Source organism: Photobacterium kishitanii (assembly GCF_003026355.1).
Taxonomy (GTDB): domain Bacteria; phylum Pseudomonadota; class Gammaproteobacteria; order Enterobacterales; family Vibrionaceae; genus Photobacterium; species Photobacterium kishitanii.
In genome coordinates, this window is the sequence record NZ_PYON01000015.1 from 86058 (window position 1) to 101390 (window position 15333).

The 15333-nt window shown below is 39.8% G+C and carries 15 protein-coding genes and 4 tRNA genes; 14 read left to right on the forward strand and 5 right to left on the reverse strand.

Features of this window, described 5'->3' with window-relative positions:
- Window positions 1-64 precede the first annotated feature (64 nt).
- From C0W29_RS16070 to C0W29_RS16090, 5 genes are all read left to right on the forward strand, one after another.
- Complete coding sequence (locus C0W29_RS16070) at window positions 65-1627, forward strand: DUF2264 domain-containing protein (RefSeq protein WP_080895473.1); 1563 nt, start codon at window positions 65-67, stop codon at window positions 1625-1627.
- Window positions 1628-1744: 117 nt separating this feature from the next.
- Window positions 1745-2599: a tagatose bisphosphate family class II aldolase gene (locus C0W29_RS16075; RefSeq protein WP_036791499.1), complete on the forward strand. Its 855-nt coding sequence runs from the start codon at window positions 1745-1747 to the stop codon at window positions 2597-2599.
- A gap of 192 nt (window positions 2600-2791) precedes the next feature.
- The gene (locus C0W29_RS16080) at window positions 2792-3772 is read left to right on the forward strand and encodes a sugar kinase (RefSeq protein ID WP_052671728.1); all 981 of its coding nucleotides are present in this window, start codon (window positions 2792-2794) and stop codon (window positions 3770-3772) included.
- Window positions 3759-4403, forward strand: coding sequence for a bifunctional 4-hydroxy-2-oxoglutarate aldolase/2-dehydro-3-deoxy-phosphogluconate aldolase (locus C0W29_RS16085; protein ID WP_045042863.1), 645 nt, complete (start codon window positions 3759-3761; stop codon window positions 4401-4403). The genes C0W29_RS16080 and C0W29_RS16085 overlap by 14 nt, the downstream gene beginning before the upstream one ends.
- A 9-nt stretch (window positions 4404-4412) precedes the next feature.
- Entirely contained in the window at window positions 4413-5000 is a 588-nt protein-coding gene (locus C0W29_RS16090; RefSeq protein WP_045045756.1) for a DJ-1/PfpI family protein, read from the forward strand.
- A 104-nt stretch (window positions 5001-5104) separates the two neighbouring features.
- On the opposite strand, the gene C0W29_RS16095 is transcribed toward C0W29_RS16090, so the two are convergent.
- The 3 genes from C0W29_RS16095 to C0W29_RS16105 form a co-directional block, all read right to left on the reverse strand.
- Window positions 5105-5392, reverse strand: coding sequence for a hypothetical protein (locus tag C0W29_RS16095; RefSeq protein ID WP_036791489.1), 288 nt, complete (start codon window positions 5390-5392; stop codon window positions 5105-5107).
- Window positions 5393-5585: 193 nt separating this feature from the next.
- Window positions 5586-6269, reverse strand: coding sequence for a type 1 glutamine amidotransferase domain-containing protein (locus tag C0W29_RS16100; protein WP_045045755.1), 684 nt, complete (start codon window positions 6267-6269; stop codon window positions 5586-5588).
- Window positions 6270-6539: 270 nt separating this feature from the next.
- Window positions 6540-7262 carry a YebC/PmpR family DNA-binding transcriptional regulator gene (locus tag C0W29_RS16105; protein WP_036791483.1) on the reverse strand — a complete coding sequence of 241 codons (723 nt, stop codon included), beginning with the start codon at window positions 7260-7262 and terminating at the stop codon, window positions 6540-6542.
- Window positions 7263-7588: 326 nt separating this feature from the next.
- Here C0W29_RS16105 and C0W29_RS16110 point away from each other — a divergent pair, with 326 nt between their 5' ends.
- The 4 genes from C0W29_RS16110 to C0W29_RS16125 all read left to right on the forward strand — a co-directional run bounded on the left by C0W29_RS16110 (window position 7589) and on the right by C0W29_RS16125 (window position 9707).
- The gene (locus C0W29_RS16110; RefSeq protein WP_045045754.1) at window positions 7589-8317 is read left to right on the forward strand and encodes an IclR family transcriptional regulator; all 729 of its coding nucleotides are present in this window, start codon (window positions 7589-7591) and stop codon (window positions 8315-8317) included.
- 36 nt (window positions 8318-8353) lie between these two features.
- Window positions 8354-9334: a formimidoylglutamase gene (locus C0W29_RS16115; protein WP_045045753.1), complete on the forward strand. Its 981-nt coding sequence runs from the start codon at window positions 8354-8356 to the stop codon at window positions 9332-9334.
- Between the two features lie 165 nt (window positions 9335-9499).
- Window positions 9500-9590 (forward strand) — tRNA-Ser (locus C0W29_RS16120).
- A gap of 40 nt (window positions 9591-9630) precedes the next feature.
- Window positions 9631-9707: transfer RNA gene (locus tag C0W29_RS16125), tRNA-Asp, on the forward strand.
- Window positions 9708-10290: 583 nt separating this feature from the next.
- Here the strand turns inward: C0W29_RS16125 and C0W29_RS16130 are convergent.
- Window positions 10291-10911 carry a LysE family translocator gene (locus tag C0W29_RS16130; protein ID WP_107174199.1) on the reverse strand — a complete coding sequence of 207 codons (621 nt, stop codon included), beginning with the start codon at window positions 10909-10911 and terminating at the stop codon, window positions 10291-10293.
- A 348-nt stretch (window positions 10912-11259) separates the two neighbouring features.
- Between C0W29_RS16130 and C0W29_RS16135 the strand changes: the two genes are divergently transcribed.
- Complete coding sequence (locus C0W29_RS16135; RefSeq protein WP_045045752.1) at window positions 11260-11898, forward strand: deoxynucleoside kinase; 639 nt, start codon at window positions 11260-11262, stop codon at window positions 11896-11898.
- 66 nt (window positions 11899-11964) lie between these two features.
- Here C0W29_RS16135 and C0W29_RS16140 read toward each other — a convergent pair whose 3' ends face one another.
- Window positions 11965-12999, reverse strand: coding sequence for an ABC transporter substrate-binding protein (locus tag C0W29_RS16140; protein ID WP_045044191.1), 1035 nt, complete (start codon window positions 12997-12999; stop codon window positions 11965-11967).
- Between the two features lie 187 nt (window positions 13000-13186).
- Here C0W29_RS16140 and C0W29_RS16145 point away from each other — a divergent pair, with 187 nt between their 5' ends.
- The 4 genes from C0W29_RS16145 to C0W29_RS16160 all read left to right on the forward strand — a co-directional run bounded on the left by C0W29_RS16145 (window position 13187) and on the right by C0W29_RS16160 (window position 15291).
- Window positions 13187-14467 (forward strand): NAD(P)/FAD-dependent oxidoreductase, encoded by a 1281-nt coding sequence (locus tag C0W29_RS16145; RefSeq protein WP_045044190.1) that lies wholly within the window; start codon window positions 13187-13189, stop codon window positions 14465-14467.
- A 104-nt stretch (window positions 14468-14571) separates the two neighbouring features.
- On the forward strand, window positions 14572-14919 hold the full coding sequence (locus C0W29_RS16150; protein ID WP_045044189.1) for a RidA family protein: 348 nt from the start codon (window positions 14572-14574) through the stop codon (window positions 14917-14919).
- A gap of 164 nt (window positions 14920-15083) precedes the next feature.
- Window positions 15084-15174, forward strand: a tRNA-Ser gene (locus tag C0W29_RS16155).
- A 40-nt stretch (window positions 15175-15214) separates the two neighbouring features.
- Window positions 15215-15291: transfer RNA gene (locus C0W29_RS16160), tRNA-Asp, on the forward strand.
- Window positions 15292-15333 lie beyond the last annotated feature (42 nt).

Genomic DNA, 15333 nt, shown 5'->3' on the forward strand with positions numbered 1-15333 from the left:
CCACGATCATGTTGAGATATTATCCACGTGGTAGTGGTGCGTTATTGTTCATGGAGAACAGACAATGATAAATGATGTTCAAACGACGGCCGCAGTAACTGAGTTAGATGTAGCGACAAAATCCCACCATATCGCACCACAAGCGTTATATACCGCCAAGAATATTAGCGCTACTGAACGACCCACCATTCCTTATGAACACCCGACCACTGCGATGTATTTGAAATTATTTAAACAGCGGTTGGTACGTTTAAAAATGAAAGCCTCAACGTATTCTATTAATGATGAGGCTGTGGCGGAATGTTTTGCTAAAGCTGATGTAAGCATTGAGAGTAAATGTGAATACTTAGTACGTTATGTCGCTGAAGCGTTTGAACATTATGCGGTATGGGATTATAGCCATGCCTATTATCCTGGCCGCCCAAGTCAGCAAAGTGCGCGCACTGATGCAATGGAAGGTACGAGTCGAGTATTACCAACCTTAGCGGCATGGGTAAGTCAGCATGGACCACAACCATTAGCGGGCTTAAATGGTAAGCCATTAGATATTGTCGCAATCTTACGTCGTGCTTTTTTAGCGGGAACCGACCCACAACACGCTGGCTATTGGGGTCAATTACACGATTATGACCAGCGTATTTGTGAAAGTGCTGATTTAGCATTGGCATTATGGCTCAGTCGTGAATATGTTTGGCAACAGATGACGACACAAGAACAAACTCAAATAATCACATGGTTTAAGCAAGTTAATCATTGTCAAACGGTTGATAATAATTGGCATTTATTTCCATTAACCGTGCAATTGGTGATTAAAGTATTAACCGGTGAAGATACAGTTGCTTACGATAAATATGAGCGAGTAAAAAAATTTCATGTCGGCGATGGTTGGTTCCGCGACGGCGCTAAAGGGAATTATGACTACTACAATGCGTGGGGATTTCATTATTCGTTATATTGGCTCGATCAAATAGATTCAAGTTTTGATGGTGATTTTATTCGTCAAACTTTAGCTGATTTTGTTAGTCAATATCGCTATTTATTTACTGCTGAAGGCTTACCTTTCTTTGGTCGAAGTGCTTGTTACCGTTTAGCCGCTGCCGCACCGCTTATTATGGCGGTAGATCAACATAGCGATGTCATTGCTACTGGTGAAGCGCAACGTGCCTTTGCGACGAGCCTAGAATATTTTATTAGTCATGGCGCGATGCAACATGGCGCACCAACCCAAGGGCTATTTGGAGATGATGGTCGTCTGGTCGATAACTACAGTGGGCCTGCAAGTAGTTTTTGGTCGTTGCGGGCACTGAATATAGCTTTATTTTGTGGTGATAGATGTGGTTTGTGGCAAGCACCACAACAGCCATTACCTGTTGAACAAGGTGATTTTAATTTTGCATTGCCAGCCATTAACGCTCAGGTGATAGGTGTTTTCGAAACGAAAGAGGTGGTAGTGATCTTTAAAAATGATTACACCATTGACCAAAATCCATTATCGCGTCGGTTAGAGTCGCAATCAGCGCGTCATTACTGGCTTGAAAATATACTTGGCCGAGCTGAAAGACCGAAGAATAACTTATTGCGTAAAGGTATTACTTGTTATTCATCCAAAATGTCGCATTTCTTTTGATTTCATTTGGTTACTTTTTTTCGATTTGAAAGTGTTTATGTGATTTAGATCTTTTTATTTGTCTTTGTTTTCGAATATTATCTAAAGCGAAAGTTAACGGAAGGTTTGAGGTTTTTTATGTTTTTGGTTTCTTCGCGTGAAATGCTGCTAAAAGCGCAGCTAGGCGGCTATGCCGTTCCTGCTTTTAATATTCATAATCTTGAGACAATTCAAGTTGTGCTTGAAACAGCTGCTGAGATGCGTTCTCCAGTTATTCTAGCTGGTACGCCTGGGACTTATTCTTACGCTGGTACTGATTACTTAGTGGGTATCTGTCTTAAAGCGGCAAATATTTACCAAACGCCGATTGCGTTACATATGGATCACCATGAGTCATTTAGTGATATTCGCACTAAAGTAGAAGCGGGCATTAAGTCTGCGATGATTGATGGTTCTCACCATAGCTTTGAAGGCAATATTGATATTACTCGTAAAGTGGTGCAGTTTTGCCATGGTTGGGATTGTTCAGTAGAAGCTGAATTAGGTCGTTTAGGTGGTCAAGAAGACGATCTTATTGTTGAAGATAAAGATGCACTTTATACCGATCCAGATGCTGCGGTTGAATTTATTAATGCAACAGGTATTGATTCATTAGCGATTGCAATCGGTACTGCACACGGAATGTATAAAGAGCAGCCGCGATTAGATTTTGATCGTCTAGGTATCATCCGTAGTAAAACAGATACACCGTTAGTATTACATGGTGCTTCTGGTGTGCCAGATGCTGATGTACGTCGTTGCATCGAATTGGGCATTACAAAAGTGAACGTTGCTACTGAACTTAAAATTGCTTTTGCTGATGCAGTGAAACAATACTTTATTGAAAACCCTGAAGCGAATGATCCGCGTCACTATATCATTCCGGGTAAAGCAGCAATGAAGAAAGTGATTCAAGATAAAATTCGTGTATGTGGTAGCGAAGGAAAAGCGTAATTAGCCACAGACTATGACCTCTCGCCAGGGATGACACAATGCAAGACCATTTCCCCCTGAAGCTAATCGCTTTATTTGGTATTGCATTTATAACTTTGAGTGATGATGTTTTTTGGCCATGATTGAGCTCCCATATCTCGCAATCATGGCCTTTTTTCTGACAACTAACAATGGCTTAGTAGGTGAAGAAAAATGACATTTCCAAATTCAGCAATAAAGCGCAACATCGCTATTTTGGGTGAGTGCATGATTGAGCTTAGTGGTGCTCCTTTTGCGACCCAGAATCAAAATTTTGGTGGTGATACGCTTAATACCGCCATCTATCTTTCTCGATTACTTCCTAAAATATCACCTAGTTATGTGACAGCATTAGGTGTCGACAATTACAGTAATGCCATGATTGACGCATGGCAGCATGAGGGAATTGATTGTCGGTTTGTGATGCGCGAAAACACTAAATTGCCAGGTATGTACGCCATTGAAATCGATCCTCAAGGTGAACGTAGTTTTCATTATTGGCGCAATGATTCAGCGGCGCGTTATATGTGCGAACATGCTCAGTTTTCACAAATTATGGCACAACTAAAAGCCTACGATTTGATCTATCTTTCAGGGATCTCTTTAGCTATTTTACCTGAGCACGGCAAAATTAAGCTGATTGAAGCATTGGCAAACTTGAAAGCTGCCGGTTGTAAAATTGCGGTTGATTCTAATTATCGACCTCGATTATGGAATGGCGTTACTCATGCAAAAACATGGCTGTCAGAACTGTATCGATTAGCGGATATTGCATTAGTGACTGCGGATGATGAAGATTTATTGCGTGATGAAGTCAATACGCCAGCACCAATGATTGCTGAGCGTTTGCACCGTTTAGGTGTGGAACAAGTGGTGGTGAAATTAGGCAGTAAAGGCGCAATGTGGTCACAAGCAGGTCAGCAAGGATTTATTGACGGGAATAAGATTAAACACGTTGTTGATACAACAGCCGCAGGGGATTCTTTTAATGCAGCCTATTTAGCCGCATGGGCCAAAGATTTACCAATGGCAGCATGTTGTCAGTGGGGGAATAATCTCGCGGCACAAGTTATTCAGCATCGAGGGGCGGTTATTCCTGAGCAATGTACCCAATATTTAACGGATTTAATGAGTAGTAATTATGATGACAAATGAATGGATTGATTGTTTGCGTGCATTACGCGTAATGCCTGTCATTCAAATTGACAATGCAGCGGATGCGGTACCTCTTGCTAAAGTGTTGGTGGATAATGGTTTGCCTGCTGCTGAAATTACATTTCGTACCGCAGCCGCTGCTGAGTCTATTCGCTTGATCCGTGCTGCTTATCCACAAATTGTGTTGTGTGCAGGGACGGTATTAACCGTTGAACAAGTCGATGCAGCTATGGCTGCCGGCGCTGATTTCGTGATTAGCCCTGGGTTTAATCCTACGACAGTGAAATATTGTTTAGCCAATAACATTAAAATGATCCCAGGCGTTAATAATCCCAGTTCGGTTGAGCAAGCATTAGAACTTGGTGTGAGTGCACTTAAGTTTTTTCCAGCAGAAGCCTCTGGTGGTATTAATATGCTCAAATCATTGGTTGGGCCTTACAGCCAGATCCAATTGATGCCAACAGGTGGAGTTACGCCGCTTAATTTGGGAGAGTATTTAGCAATTCCTCAAGTGATTGCTTGTGGTGGTACGTGGATAGCGCCAACAAGTGTTATCAATAATCATGACTGGGATGTTATTGCTGCTAATGTACGTGAAGTGCGAGCGATGATTGATCAGCTAGGTAGATAGGGAATCATTATGACGGATGTAAAACACGTTGCGGTACTTCTTGCTGATGGTTTTGAAGAAGGGGAAGCGGTCGTTTTTATCGACATTATGCGCCGTTTAGATATTAAAGTGGATGTGTTGTCTTGTATGGAAACCACCACACTTAATACTTACTTTGAAACTAAAATTAGTGCCGATTATCTTCTAGCGGATAAATTTGATAGCACTTATGATGCGGTGATGATGCCTGGTGGTCCGCAAGGCACTGATAATTTGTCAGCTAACGCTAATGTTATTGCTTTTTTAAAACGTCATATTGATGCTGATAAGTATATTTGTGCATTATGTTCTTCGGGTGCAAAAGTACTTGCAGCTCATCATTTATTACAAGGACGAACGTATACAACCGGTGATAAATTAGCTGAAAAATTTGATGACGGTGAGTTTGTTAAACAAAAAGTTGTCGTTGATGGGCAATTTATTACTGGACGTGGTTTAGGGGTTAGCTTTGAGTTTGCCTTTACCGTTGCACATTATCTATTAGCTGATAACCATCAAAAGGTTGATTGGCAAGCGAGCCATATCTATTTTGATCATTGGCCACTGAATAACAACTAATTATAACGCTAATGTTAACCAGTACTTAAAGCCTAGCTAATTGAATAGCTAGGCTTTTTTATTTAATAACAAATATTAAGTTATTAAATGATCTAATAAAGAAATTAACTGCCACAAGATACTGAAAATTTACCATCATTAGTACGGCTTAAAGTGATTTTTGTACTAGCGGATTGTTGTTCTTTAGGGAGGTAAACGGCACAGTGTGAAAAGTCTGGAACTGCGACTTTATCAATTGTTTTTAGTGCTGTTTTTTGACTATCAACATTATCCCCAGCGTAAACAGAAATACTATTAATTTGCGCAAGCATTGGCTTAGATTGAACAATATCTGCAGCATTAGCAAAATAAGACATACTACTAAGTGCCAATAAGAATAAATATTTTTTCATTATATACCTCATGATTAATTTAGAACTACGTGTTGGTTAACGAGTGCTAATGTAAACGTGAAGCACACCTAAAGCAACAAAAAATTATCGCTAAACGATAATTTTTTGTTGCTAATAAGATGTTATTTTTTGATTTATCCACATAAGGATATGATTATAAATAGAAATGTTTGCACAAGGATTTTAGTGCTAATTAATGATCCTGTAGTTGATGAATGATTTCAGTAGCAACAGCCAGTGCAGACGCTGGGTTTTGTCCTGTGATTAGATTTTTATCAACAACAACATAGCTCTGCCAATCGGCTCCTTTACTATAATGTGCACCTTGGCTTGTTAGCATATCTTCAAGTAAAAAAGGGACAACCTCGGTTAGCCCAACAGCGGCTTCTTCACTATCACTAAATCCGGTGACATTTTTACCTGTGATTAATGGGCTACCATCGGGATTTTTTGGGGCTTTCAACGCTGCGGGTCCATGGCAGACCAAGCCTGTCGGTTTATTGTTTTGATAACACCATTCAATGATCTTTTGTGATGCTATATCTTGTGATAAATCCCATAGTGGCCCATGACCGCCAGGATAAAATACTGCATCATAATCGGCAGGATTAATGGTAGACAGTAATAATGTATTGGCTAATTGTGTGACAGCATCAGGATCATTTTTAAAGCGAAGTACTGATTCAGTTTGCAGTTCAGGCGTGTCACTTTTTGGATCAACGGGTACTTGTTGACCGTTAGGAGAGGCGAGAGTAACGGTGTAGTTATTATCTTTAAAGGCGTAAAACGGAACTGTGAACTCATCTAGCCATAGCCCTGTTTTAGCGGTGGTTTCACCTAAATTTTGATGAGACGTTAATACAATTAAAATATTCATATTTATCCTTGAACTCCCGCTTAAATAAGTCGCGTTAATTGAACATAAATTAATATTACAATTAGTTATAGGCTCAAATAATAAGACGAACAAGTAGAATAGTTGTGTTTTTCTTCAATATTATATCTAAGTAATTATTAAAATAATGGCATGAGGGTTGGTATGGCTTAAGTGCTACTGAAGCTGAATTTTAAGCGGGGTGATATATAATTATGAATAAACAAAAAGGCCACCGAGGTGACCTTTTTACAAAGAAATTGCAGTCTAAAATTAGTCAGCCATTTCAGCATTGTGGTAAACGTTTTGCACGTCATCACAATCGTTTAGTGCGTCAAGGAATTTTTCAAACATTGCGATATCGTCACCAGCCAATTCAGTCATTGTCTGTGGCACGAAAGCAATTTCTTCAGAGTCAATAACAACGTCAGCCATTGTTGCAGCAAGTGCATTTTTAACTTTAAAGAATTCAGTGTGAGGAGCATAAATGGTAATTTCGCCATCTTCACAAGTGATGTCAGTAACGTCAACGTCTTCCATCATTAGATTTTCAAGAACAACTTCTTCGTCAGTACCTTTAAATTCAAATACTGCTTGGTGCTCAAACATGTGACCAACGGTACCTGGGCTACCGATTTTCGCATTGTTTTTAACAAATGCTTGACGAACGTCCATGAAAGTACGGTTGTTGTTATCTGTTAGACAGTCAACGATAACCATGCAGTTGCCTGGGCCAAAACCTTCGTAACGTGCAGTTGAGTAATCTTCACCGCCGCCGCCTTTCGCTTTATCAATTGCTTTATCGATAACGTGGCTTGGTACTTGATCCTTTTTCGCTTTTTCAATAAGACGGCGAAGTGCTAGGTTGCTATCTGGATCTGGACTACCGTTCTTAGCACAAACGTAGATTTCTTTACCGTACTTAGAGTAAACCTTGATCTTAGCGCCTTGGGTTTTTGCCATAGACAATTTGCGTACTTCGAACTTTCTTCCCATGAGGAATCACTCTCTTTTACTGTTTTAGACGGTCAATTATGCAAATATTTTACCAGCACCCCTTTATTCTGGCTAGTTAGATCTGTATTTATGCTGGCTAAAGTCGATTTTTTTATTTTTACGTTGAAATAATAAACCACCGTTAAAAAGAGTAATCATGAGTTTTATTTTTGGACTGAAAGATTTCAAATATGGGTTTATTTCTCGCAAGGTAATAAAATAAGTCAAATAAATCCTAATTTTTCTCATAATGTAAGAATAACACTTGTCGTCAGCAATATAATTAGTTACAAATAATCATCACACAAATTAGAGATAACCTACCTGTGACTCATTCACTCAGTGCTAATGAAAAATTGTTGCAAGTGCTTATTCATATAGCAGCATCAAATGTACCGCTGCAAGCACAACAACTCAGTACCGAAATGGAAATGCCAATAAGTAGCTTATATCGCTATTTGGCTCTGCTTCGTGATTGGAACCTAATTGAAGAAAATCATGGCCGTAATACTTATAGTGCAGGCCCAGCTGCATTACAACTTCAGCGTAATTTTGAAATGAATTCGCCATTACCAGATGGCGTAAGGCCAATTTTAAAACGTTTACAGCAGCAAACTGGCGAGATGTCAGCATACATGGTTGCAGTTGGATTTAATGCGCTATGTGTTGACAGTATTGATAGTCCATACGCGCTGCGTTGTAGTTATGAAAAAGGTCAAAGTCAGCCGCTGATTCGTGGCGCATATGCCAAAGTGATTCTGGCTTACTTACCATTGGCTCGCCAATTAACAATTTTAGAACATTACGATATTACTGAACAACAGCAGATCGATACTTGGATTGCTGAGTTAGATCTGATTAAACAAGATGGCTTCGCAATCAGTACTTCAGAAATTGATGTCGGTGTTTCCGGTGTTAGTGCGCCAGTATTTGTCGGTAATAAAGTGGTTGGTGCGGTCAGTGTCATGGCACCAGCAGAGCGAATTAATAGCCGCAAAAATAAAATTGTAATGTGTGTATTGCAAGCAGCAAGAGCGTTACCACCGCAACACTAGTGTGTGTTGTTTGTGAAAGATAGGGAAGATAGGCGTATGTTAGTTGATCAATTAAAAAAGTTATTTAAAAATGAGCCACAAAAACCGATGTTATACCATCGTAAACATACGCTCATCAGCCCTTATACTCAACAATGTCAGCCTGGAATTATGCTGGTTGGGGTGATCTCTGATCTTAGTCTTGATTGGGGCCGTGGTTTACAAGGGGCTAAAGAAGGCCCTGCGAGTATTCGACGCATACTTCCGCGTACACATTCACAAACAAAATTGCCTTTTTATGATGCTGGTGATATTGAACAAACAATTGATGATCAGAGTTTTGTTGCTGTAAGCCAAAGACAGCATCAATTGTTGTTGCGTAGCTTACGCGATGGTCACTTTCCTGTCGTCCTTGGCGGCGGACATGAAATATCAATTGCCAGTTATCAAGCATTGTCTGATTTTAGTGCTGAGTCACTATCCGCATCAGCAGTGGCAGATCAGCAACGAATGCTAGCGTCTCCTCGTGTAGGGGTCATTAATTTTGATGCCCATTTTGAGCTTAGGCCGTCATTATCATTAAGAGCGGGTTCTGCATTTCATACTGCGTGGTGTTATAGCAAAGAACAGCAACGTAGTTTTGATTTTCTTGGTTTAGGTATTTGCGATCACGCTAATTCACAAGCAATGTTTAAATTGGCAGAGGAACTAGGTTGTCAGTGGTTACTTGATAATCAAATGACGACTCGCAATAAAAAACATATTCAGGCACAACTTGATAACTTTATTGAGCAAGTGGATTGTATTCAGCTGAGTATTGATCTGGACGTTTTTTCATCGTCTATTGCGCCTGGTGCTAATATGACGCGTATGCATGGTGTGAGTTTATCAATGGTTGAGTGGGCGATTAAGCATATTATGGCAAGTGGCAAAGTCAAGATTGTCGATATTGCTGAGTTGAACCCTGAATATGATTACGATAACCAGACGGCGAAATTAGCAACTAAGCTAATTCAAACGATAGTTCATTTTGTATAAAGCTTATTTATAAATAGATAACAATATGAAAATGCTAATTTTATAATCAGAAAGATTGTTTTTTGATACTTCTAGTTAGTAATTAAGATTAAATTAGCTAATATGATTTTTTTTGACAAAAAAGGCTTTACAGCCACCGTGATGATAGGTATTATTCGCGCCATTGGAGAGATGGCTGAGTGGTTGAAAGCACCGGTCTTGAAAACCGGCATACGTTTATAGCGTATCTAGGGTTCAAATCCCTATCTCTCCGCCAAATTCTAGAAATTTGATTTAATCGAGTTTCATACAGAATTGGAGCGGTAGTTCAGTTGGTTAGAATACCGGCCTGTCACGCCGGGGGTCGCGGGTTCGAGTCCCGTCCGCTCCGCCAACACAACGAAGCCTCGTCAGAAATGACGGGGCTTTTTTGCATTTGTAATTTTTAAAGATAAGCGTTTTAGAGACAATAAAGGCTTGTTGAAATAGCGGTTAGGTCTGTCATGCCGAGGGTCGCGCTGATTTTCGGAATGGCAAGTCCCGTCCGCTCCGCCAACACAACGAAGCCTCGTCAGAAATGACGGGGCTTTTTTGCATTTGTAATTTTTAAAGATAAGCGTTTTAGAGACAATAAAGGCTTGTTGAAATAGCGGTTAGGTCTGTCACGCCGAGGGTCGCGCTGATTTTCGGAATGGCAAGTCCCGTCCGCTTCACTACACAACGAAGCCTCGTCAGCAATGTGAGGCTTTTTTGTGTCTATTTGAATGGCTATTTTTACAAATAATAACACAGGTTATTATCCGTCATCTCGGAAGAGAGGTACGAACTATCCGTGATCTATTCATCACGTGTTTGAGCATACGTTAAAACCCTAATAAAACAGTCACTCTACGATACGTGGAAAGTAGATTCCCTATCGCCGCTCGTAACCTCGCTGTCGAGAATGACGCAAGGTTAGTTACTCGCGAATCAAACAACTACTTATTAATCGCTAAATATGCTCCGGCTGCAATCATAATTCCACCTGCAGTTTGGTTTAAACGCTGTTGTGCAGCTGGCGTTTTAATGACTTTCGCTAATCGTGAAGCGCCATAAGCAACTAACATAATCGCAGACATCAATGCGATTGAAGATAATGCTGATACCAATATGATATCGCTACGGTTTAAGCGAGTTAAATCAATAAATGTCGGTAAGAATGAAACATAGAACAAAATAACTTTAGGGTTAGAAGCGGAAATAAAAAAACCATGGCTAAAACTCGCTAAAGGTGTTTGTTGTGGTTGTTGGTCATTTTGGGGGTGTTGACCTTTAGATAACGACGTAAACATTTTATAACCAAGATAAATTAAGTATCCGGCACCGAGATAACGAATAATTAAGAACACTTCAGACCAATTATCAGCAATCGTTGCTAATCCAAAGCAGGCTAGTTGTAAGTAGAGTAGATCGCTACAAACCATGCCTAATGCCATCATTACACATTTTCGAGGCCCCTCAACCATGGCTTTAGCTAAAATGGCAAATACGCCGGGACCTGGTGTTATTGCAAAAATGAAAATAGCAGCAAAAAATGCGATAGCAGCTTCAAATGACACTTTGTTGTCCTATATGTATAAATTTTGCGAATGCTATCATGATGGAGCTGTTTTATGCTCTAAATTTTGCATATGAAGTGGTGTTATTTTCTAAATGGATTAGGTTTATTAAATTTCTATCTTCTACTACAGAGTTAATGTTCGCTGAATTGAGATGGGAAGGGTGGTCTTATTTAGTTCGGCTTTAGCACTCAAAGCATAGTGTTTTGGTTTATTAATCACCAAACAGTATATAAGGGATGGTTTTTTGCGACGTTTAGTTTCAGAATGTCGGGTTTATAGCATTGGTAAACGCTAGAAGAACCGAAGTGGGTTCTTTTATCTGTAAACCTTGAGAGGGAAAGATTCTTGGATAAGCCCCAAATTATATGTGTAGAAGGTAATATCGGTGCCGGTAAATCGACATTACTCCCTCAACTAGCGGCAGCACTAAACGCGACAGCTATTTTAGAGCCTGTAGATTCAGATCCTGAATTTCAACATTTATTAGGTGAATTTACGCGCGACCCTTTTAACGTTACTGCGCGCAGCAATTTTCAATGTTATATCACAGCACAACGAGCTGAGTTGCTGAATAATTTAGATCCAAAAGGGGTCTATATTATTGAGCGTTCTTTGCTGAGTGATTTGGTCTTTACCCATGCTTGCATTGCTAATTACAACAGCACTGCTGAAGATATTGCTCAACATATGGCATGTTATCAGCACTTGATTAGCCAAATTAATCAATATCCGACCATTGATTATTGTATTTACTTAAAGACGGATCCTGAAGTGGCTTATAGCCGCATGCGTCAGCGTGGGCGCGCAGAAGAAATGGGATTAGAGCTTGGATATATTAGTGATATTGATGCGTTTCATGACGCAGTATTACCACAAGCGTGCCGTAAGATGGGTACAAGGTTAATTCGTATTGATTGGAATATACCACGTACGATTACAGATTTAGTGCCCCAACTTAATGCCGCTGGTTTAGTTATCAACTAATTTTACGGGTTTTATTGTGAAAATAGAGAGGCTACAGTTAATGGTTAACTGTAGCCTTTTTTATTGTTAGCTTTTTAGCATCTGCCAATATTTTTGGTAAATATTAACGGCTTGACCAACATCATCCGTGAATTCGCCATTATTGACTTGCTCGTCAGTTGGGAAAATCATTGGATCATTTTGTAATTCAGTTGGTAAAAATTGCTTTGCTTGTTTATTCGGTGCCGGGAAGCCAAGTTCTTCGACAATTTTTGCCTGGTTTTCTGGACGCATAAAGAAGTCGATAAATTTGAATGCGAGATCTTTATGTTCACTGCCTTTAGGGACGATAAAATTATCCATCCATAAAATAGCGCCCTCTGTTGGGTAGACAAACTTAAGCTCTGGCATTTCTTGTTTTGCCATAAAAGCGTTACCGTTCCATTGCATACCGACCATAGCTTCCCCTGTAACATAAGGGACATGCGGCGCATCAGAATTATAAACGACAACGTTTGAACGTAGCTGACGTAACTTCTCGTAGGCTTGTTTTATCTCAGCTTCATTAGTGCTGTTAATGCTGTGGCCTTGAGCTCGTAGTGCCATACCAAATACATCTCGAACATCATCAAGTAACATTACTTGTTGTTCAAAATTTTTGTTCCATAGATCTTTCCAGCTAGTTACCTGATCTTGAGTGATCACTTCAGCATTGTAACTAATCCCAGTCACACCCCATACATAAGGTAAAGAGTAATCATTATTAGGATCGAAAGGCTGCTTCATTAAGCCAGGATAGATGTCAGTTAAGTGATGCATTTTGCTTTTATCTATCTTTGCAAGCATGCCTTCACGAGCCATTTTTTCAATAAAATACGTAGAAGCAAATGCGACATCATAACCCTTGCTATCGAGTAGCTTAAGTTTGGTGTACATCGATTCGTTATTATCAAAAGTAGAGTAGTTAACAGTGACATCATATTCTTTTTCAAAGGCTTTGATTACATCTGTTGGCATATACTCAGCCCAGTTGTAAACGTTAAGCACATCATTTGCTGCCGAAACATTAAATGCTGAAAGTGCGAATGCTAGTGTGGTCACCCCTTTAAATATCTTTTTCATATTGTTTATCCCTAATTGACCAGGTAAGTCAGATCTGAGCGCGGATATTAGAGTTAACTACCTAAGTGTCAAAAACTATCAAGCTAAACTATGAGCCAAATCACAGTAATAAATTACTTGTGAAGGCATAAGAGTCGTGACATCATCCGCGCGATTTTTAACCTGTACTTTTTTGTGGGCAATTGGAATGTCAATCAGCAGTCAATATATCGATAGTTACTACCAAGCAACCGTTAATGCGTTACCAGAACAGCCATTACTTGATCAGGCGATTGAAGCTGATGTATGTATCATTGGTGGCGGTATGACGGGGTTAAATGCCGCGATTGAATTACGTCAAAAAGGATTCTCCGTTGTGGTACTTGAATCACAACGTTTAGCATGGGGAGGATCTGGGCGTAATGGTGGTCAGTGTTTAGTGGGTTATTGCTTAGGGTTACGTGAAGTTGATGAAACATACGGGCCAGAGTGGGGCAAACAGCTATGGGATTTATCTTGTGAAGCGGTTGATATTGCTCGTGATCGGATTGAAAAATTTAATATTGATTGTGATTTTCAACAAGGTTATATCGAACTAGCGTTGAAGAAAAGCCAAGAAACAGAACTAAAATCTTGGTATGACTTAAAACAGGGTCGTTATGATTATCCAAGTGCGAGCTGGTGGGATAAAGATAAAGTAAATCAAGTTGCACATACTGAGCGCTATTTAGGTGGGCTTTATGATTCAAATAGTGCTCATATGCACCCATTGAATTACACCTTAGGTTTAGCACAAGCAGCATTAAGTTTAGGTGCGACTATTTTTGAGAATACGCCTGCAGTAAAACTTGATAAGGGTAACCCACATATTATCCATACTCCTAAAGGTCAGGTTAAAGCTAAACAAGTTTTATTAGCTTGTAATGCGTATCTTGATGGATTACATCGCAAAGCTCAAAGTGTTGTGTTGCCTGTAGCGTCATATATTGGTGTCACTGAGCAACTTGGCGATCGTCAACCGATCAGTAATATGATGGCGATGTCAGATTTGAATAATAGTCTTGATTATTATCGTCCAACACCAGACGGTCGTATTTTGTTTGGTGGTGTTAATCACCCATTCAATGGTGAATATAGTGATTCAAGTGAGCGTTTACGTCAGCGAATGATTACTGTCTTCCCTCAGCTTGCTGATGTAAAAATGGAATACCATTGGGGCGGGTTATTTGCAGTAACACGTTCATATATGCCACAAATTGATCATTTAGGTAATGATATTTATGTTGCGCACGGTTATACCGGTCATGGTGTCGGACTGACTAATATCGCGGGTAAAGTTGTTGCTGAGGCAATGGCTGGTACTGCTGAACGTTTTGATGTGTTTGCTAAAATTAAACATGGTTGGATTCCAACGCCAGAAATTTTGCGTAAGCCTGCATTAGCAATGGCTATCTGGAAAGCACGGTTAGAAGATACATTAACCAAATAATGAAGATTTATTTGCAATAAAATATAAAAAAGTAAATTTATTTGCTATCTTAGATGGGTTAATAGTGAATTATTTGCTTATTTAAACCAATCAGAGAGAGCATTATGATCGAGCGCCAAGAAACGAAACCCCGTATGAGTCGTGTTGTAAAGCACAATGGTACTATTTACCTTTGTGGTCAAGTTTGTGCCGATGCAACTAAAGACATTACAGAGCAGACACAAACCATGCTTGATAAAGTTGACGTACTGCTTGCACAAGCGGGCAGTGATAAAGAACACATGCTATCTGCAACTATTTATATTAAAGATATGAGTATGTTTGCTGAAATGAATGCCGTGTGGGATAACTGGGTGCCAGCGGGTCATGCACCAGCACGTGCGTGTGTTGAAGCTAGTATGGCACGTGATACTCTATTGGTTGAAATTTCTGTGATTGCTGCTGAAAAATAAACTAAACACTTATTGGTAATTATTAAAGGTCGACAAGTTGTTGGCCTTTTTTATATTTAAATAAACCACAAATTAACACGATAGTGTAAAAATTAAGCGGTTGATATTTTTAGTTAAAATTTAGCTTTACACATTAAGCTAACCTCGCTATTATGCGCGGCATTGGAGAGATGGCTGAGTGGTTGAAAGCACCGGTCTTGAAAACCGGCATACGTTTATAGCGTATCTAGGGTTCAAATCCCTATCTCTCCGCCAAATTCTAGAAATTTGATTTAATCGAGTTTCACACAGAATTGGAGCGGTAGTTCAGTTGGTTAGAATACCGGCCTGTCACGCCGGGGGTCGCGGGTTCGAGTCCCGTCCGCTCCGCCAACACAACGAAGCCTCGTCAGAAATGACGGGGCTTTTTTGCAT

Coding starts and splice junctions, on each gene's coding strand:
- C0W29_RS16100 (WP_045045755.1), bottom strand. CDS start 6,269: ATGAATATTTTAATTGTATTAACGTCTCATCAAAATTTAGGTGAAACC.
- C0W29_RS16075 (WP_036791499.1), top strand. CDS start 1,745: ATGTTTTTGGTTTCTTCGCGTGAAATGCTGCTAAAAGCGCAGCTAGGC.
- C0W29_RS16080 (WP_052671728.1), top strand. CDS start 2,792: ATGACATTTCCAAATTCAGCAATAAAGCGCAACATCGCTATTTTGGGT.
- C0W29_RS16150 (WP_045044189.1), top strand. CDS start 14,572: ATGATCGAGCGCCAAGAAACGAAACCCCGTATGAGTCGTGTTGTAAAG.
- C0W29_RS16085 (WP_045042863.1), top strand. CDS start 3,759: ATGATGACAAATGAATGGATTGATTGTTTGCGTGCATTACGCGTAATG.
- C0W29_RS16105 (WP_036791483.1), bottom strand. CDS start 7,262: ATGGGAAGAAAGTTCGAAGTACGCAAATTGTCTATGGCAAAAACCCAA.
- C0W29_RS16145 (WP_045044190.1), top strand. CDS start 13,187: ATGTCAATCAGCAGTCAATATATCGATAGTTACTACCAAGCAACCGTT.
- C0W29_RS16070 (WP_080895473.1), top strand. CDS start 65: ATGATAAATGATGTTCAAACGACGGCCGCAGTAACTGAGTTAGATGTA.
- C0W29_RS16095 (WP_036791489.1), bottom strand. CDS start 5,392: ATGAAAAAATATTTATTCTTATTGGCACTTAGTAGTATGTCTTATTTT.
- C0W29_RS16090 (WP_045045756.1), top strand. CDS start 4,413: ATGACGGATGTAAAACACGTTGCGGTACTTCTTGCTGATGGTTTTGAA.
- C0W29_RS16115 (WP_045045753.1), top strand. CDS start 8,354: ATGTTAGTTGATCAATTAAAAAAGTTATTTAAAAATGAGCCACAAAAA.
- C0W29_RS16140 (WP_045044191.1), bottom strand. CDS start 12,999: ATGAAAAAGATATTTAAAGGGGTGACCACACTAGCATTCGCACTTTCA.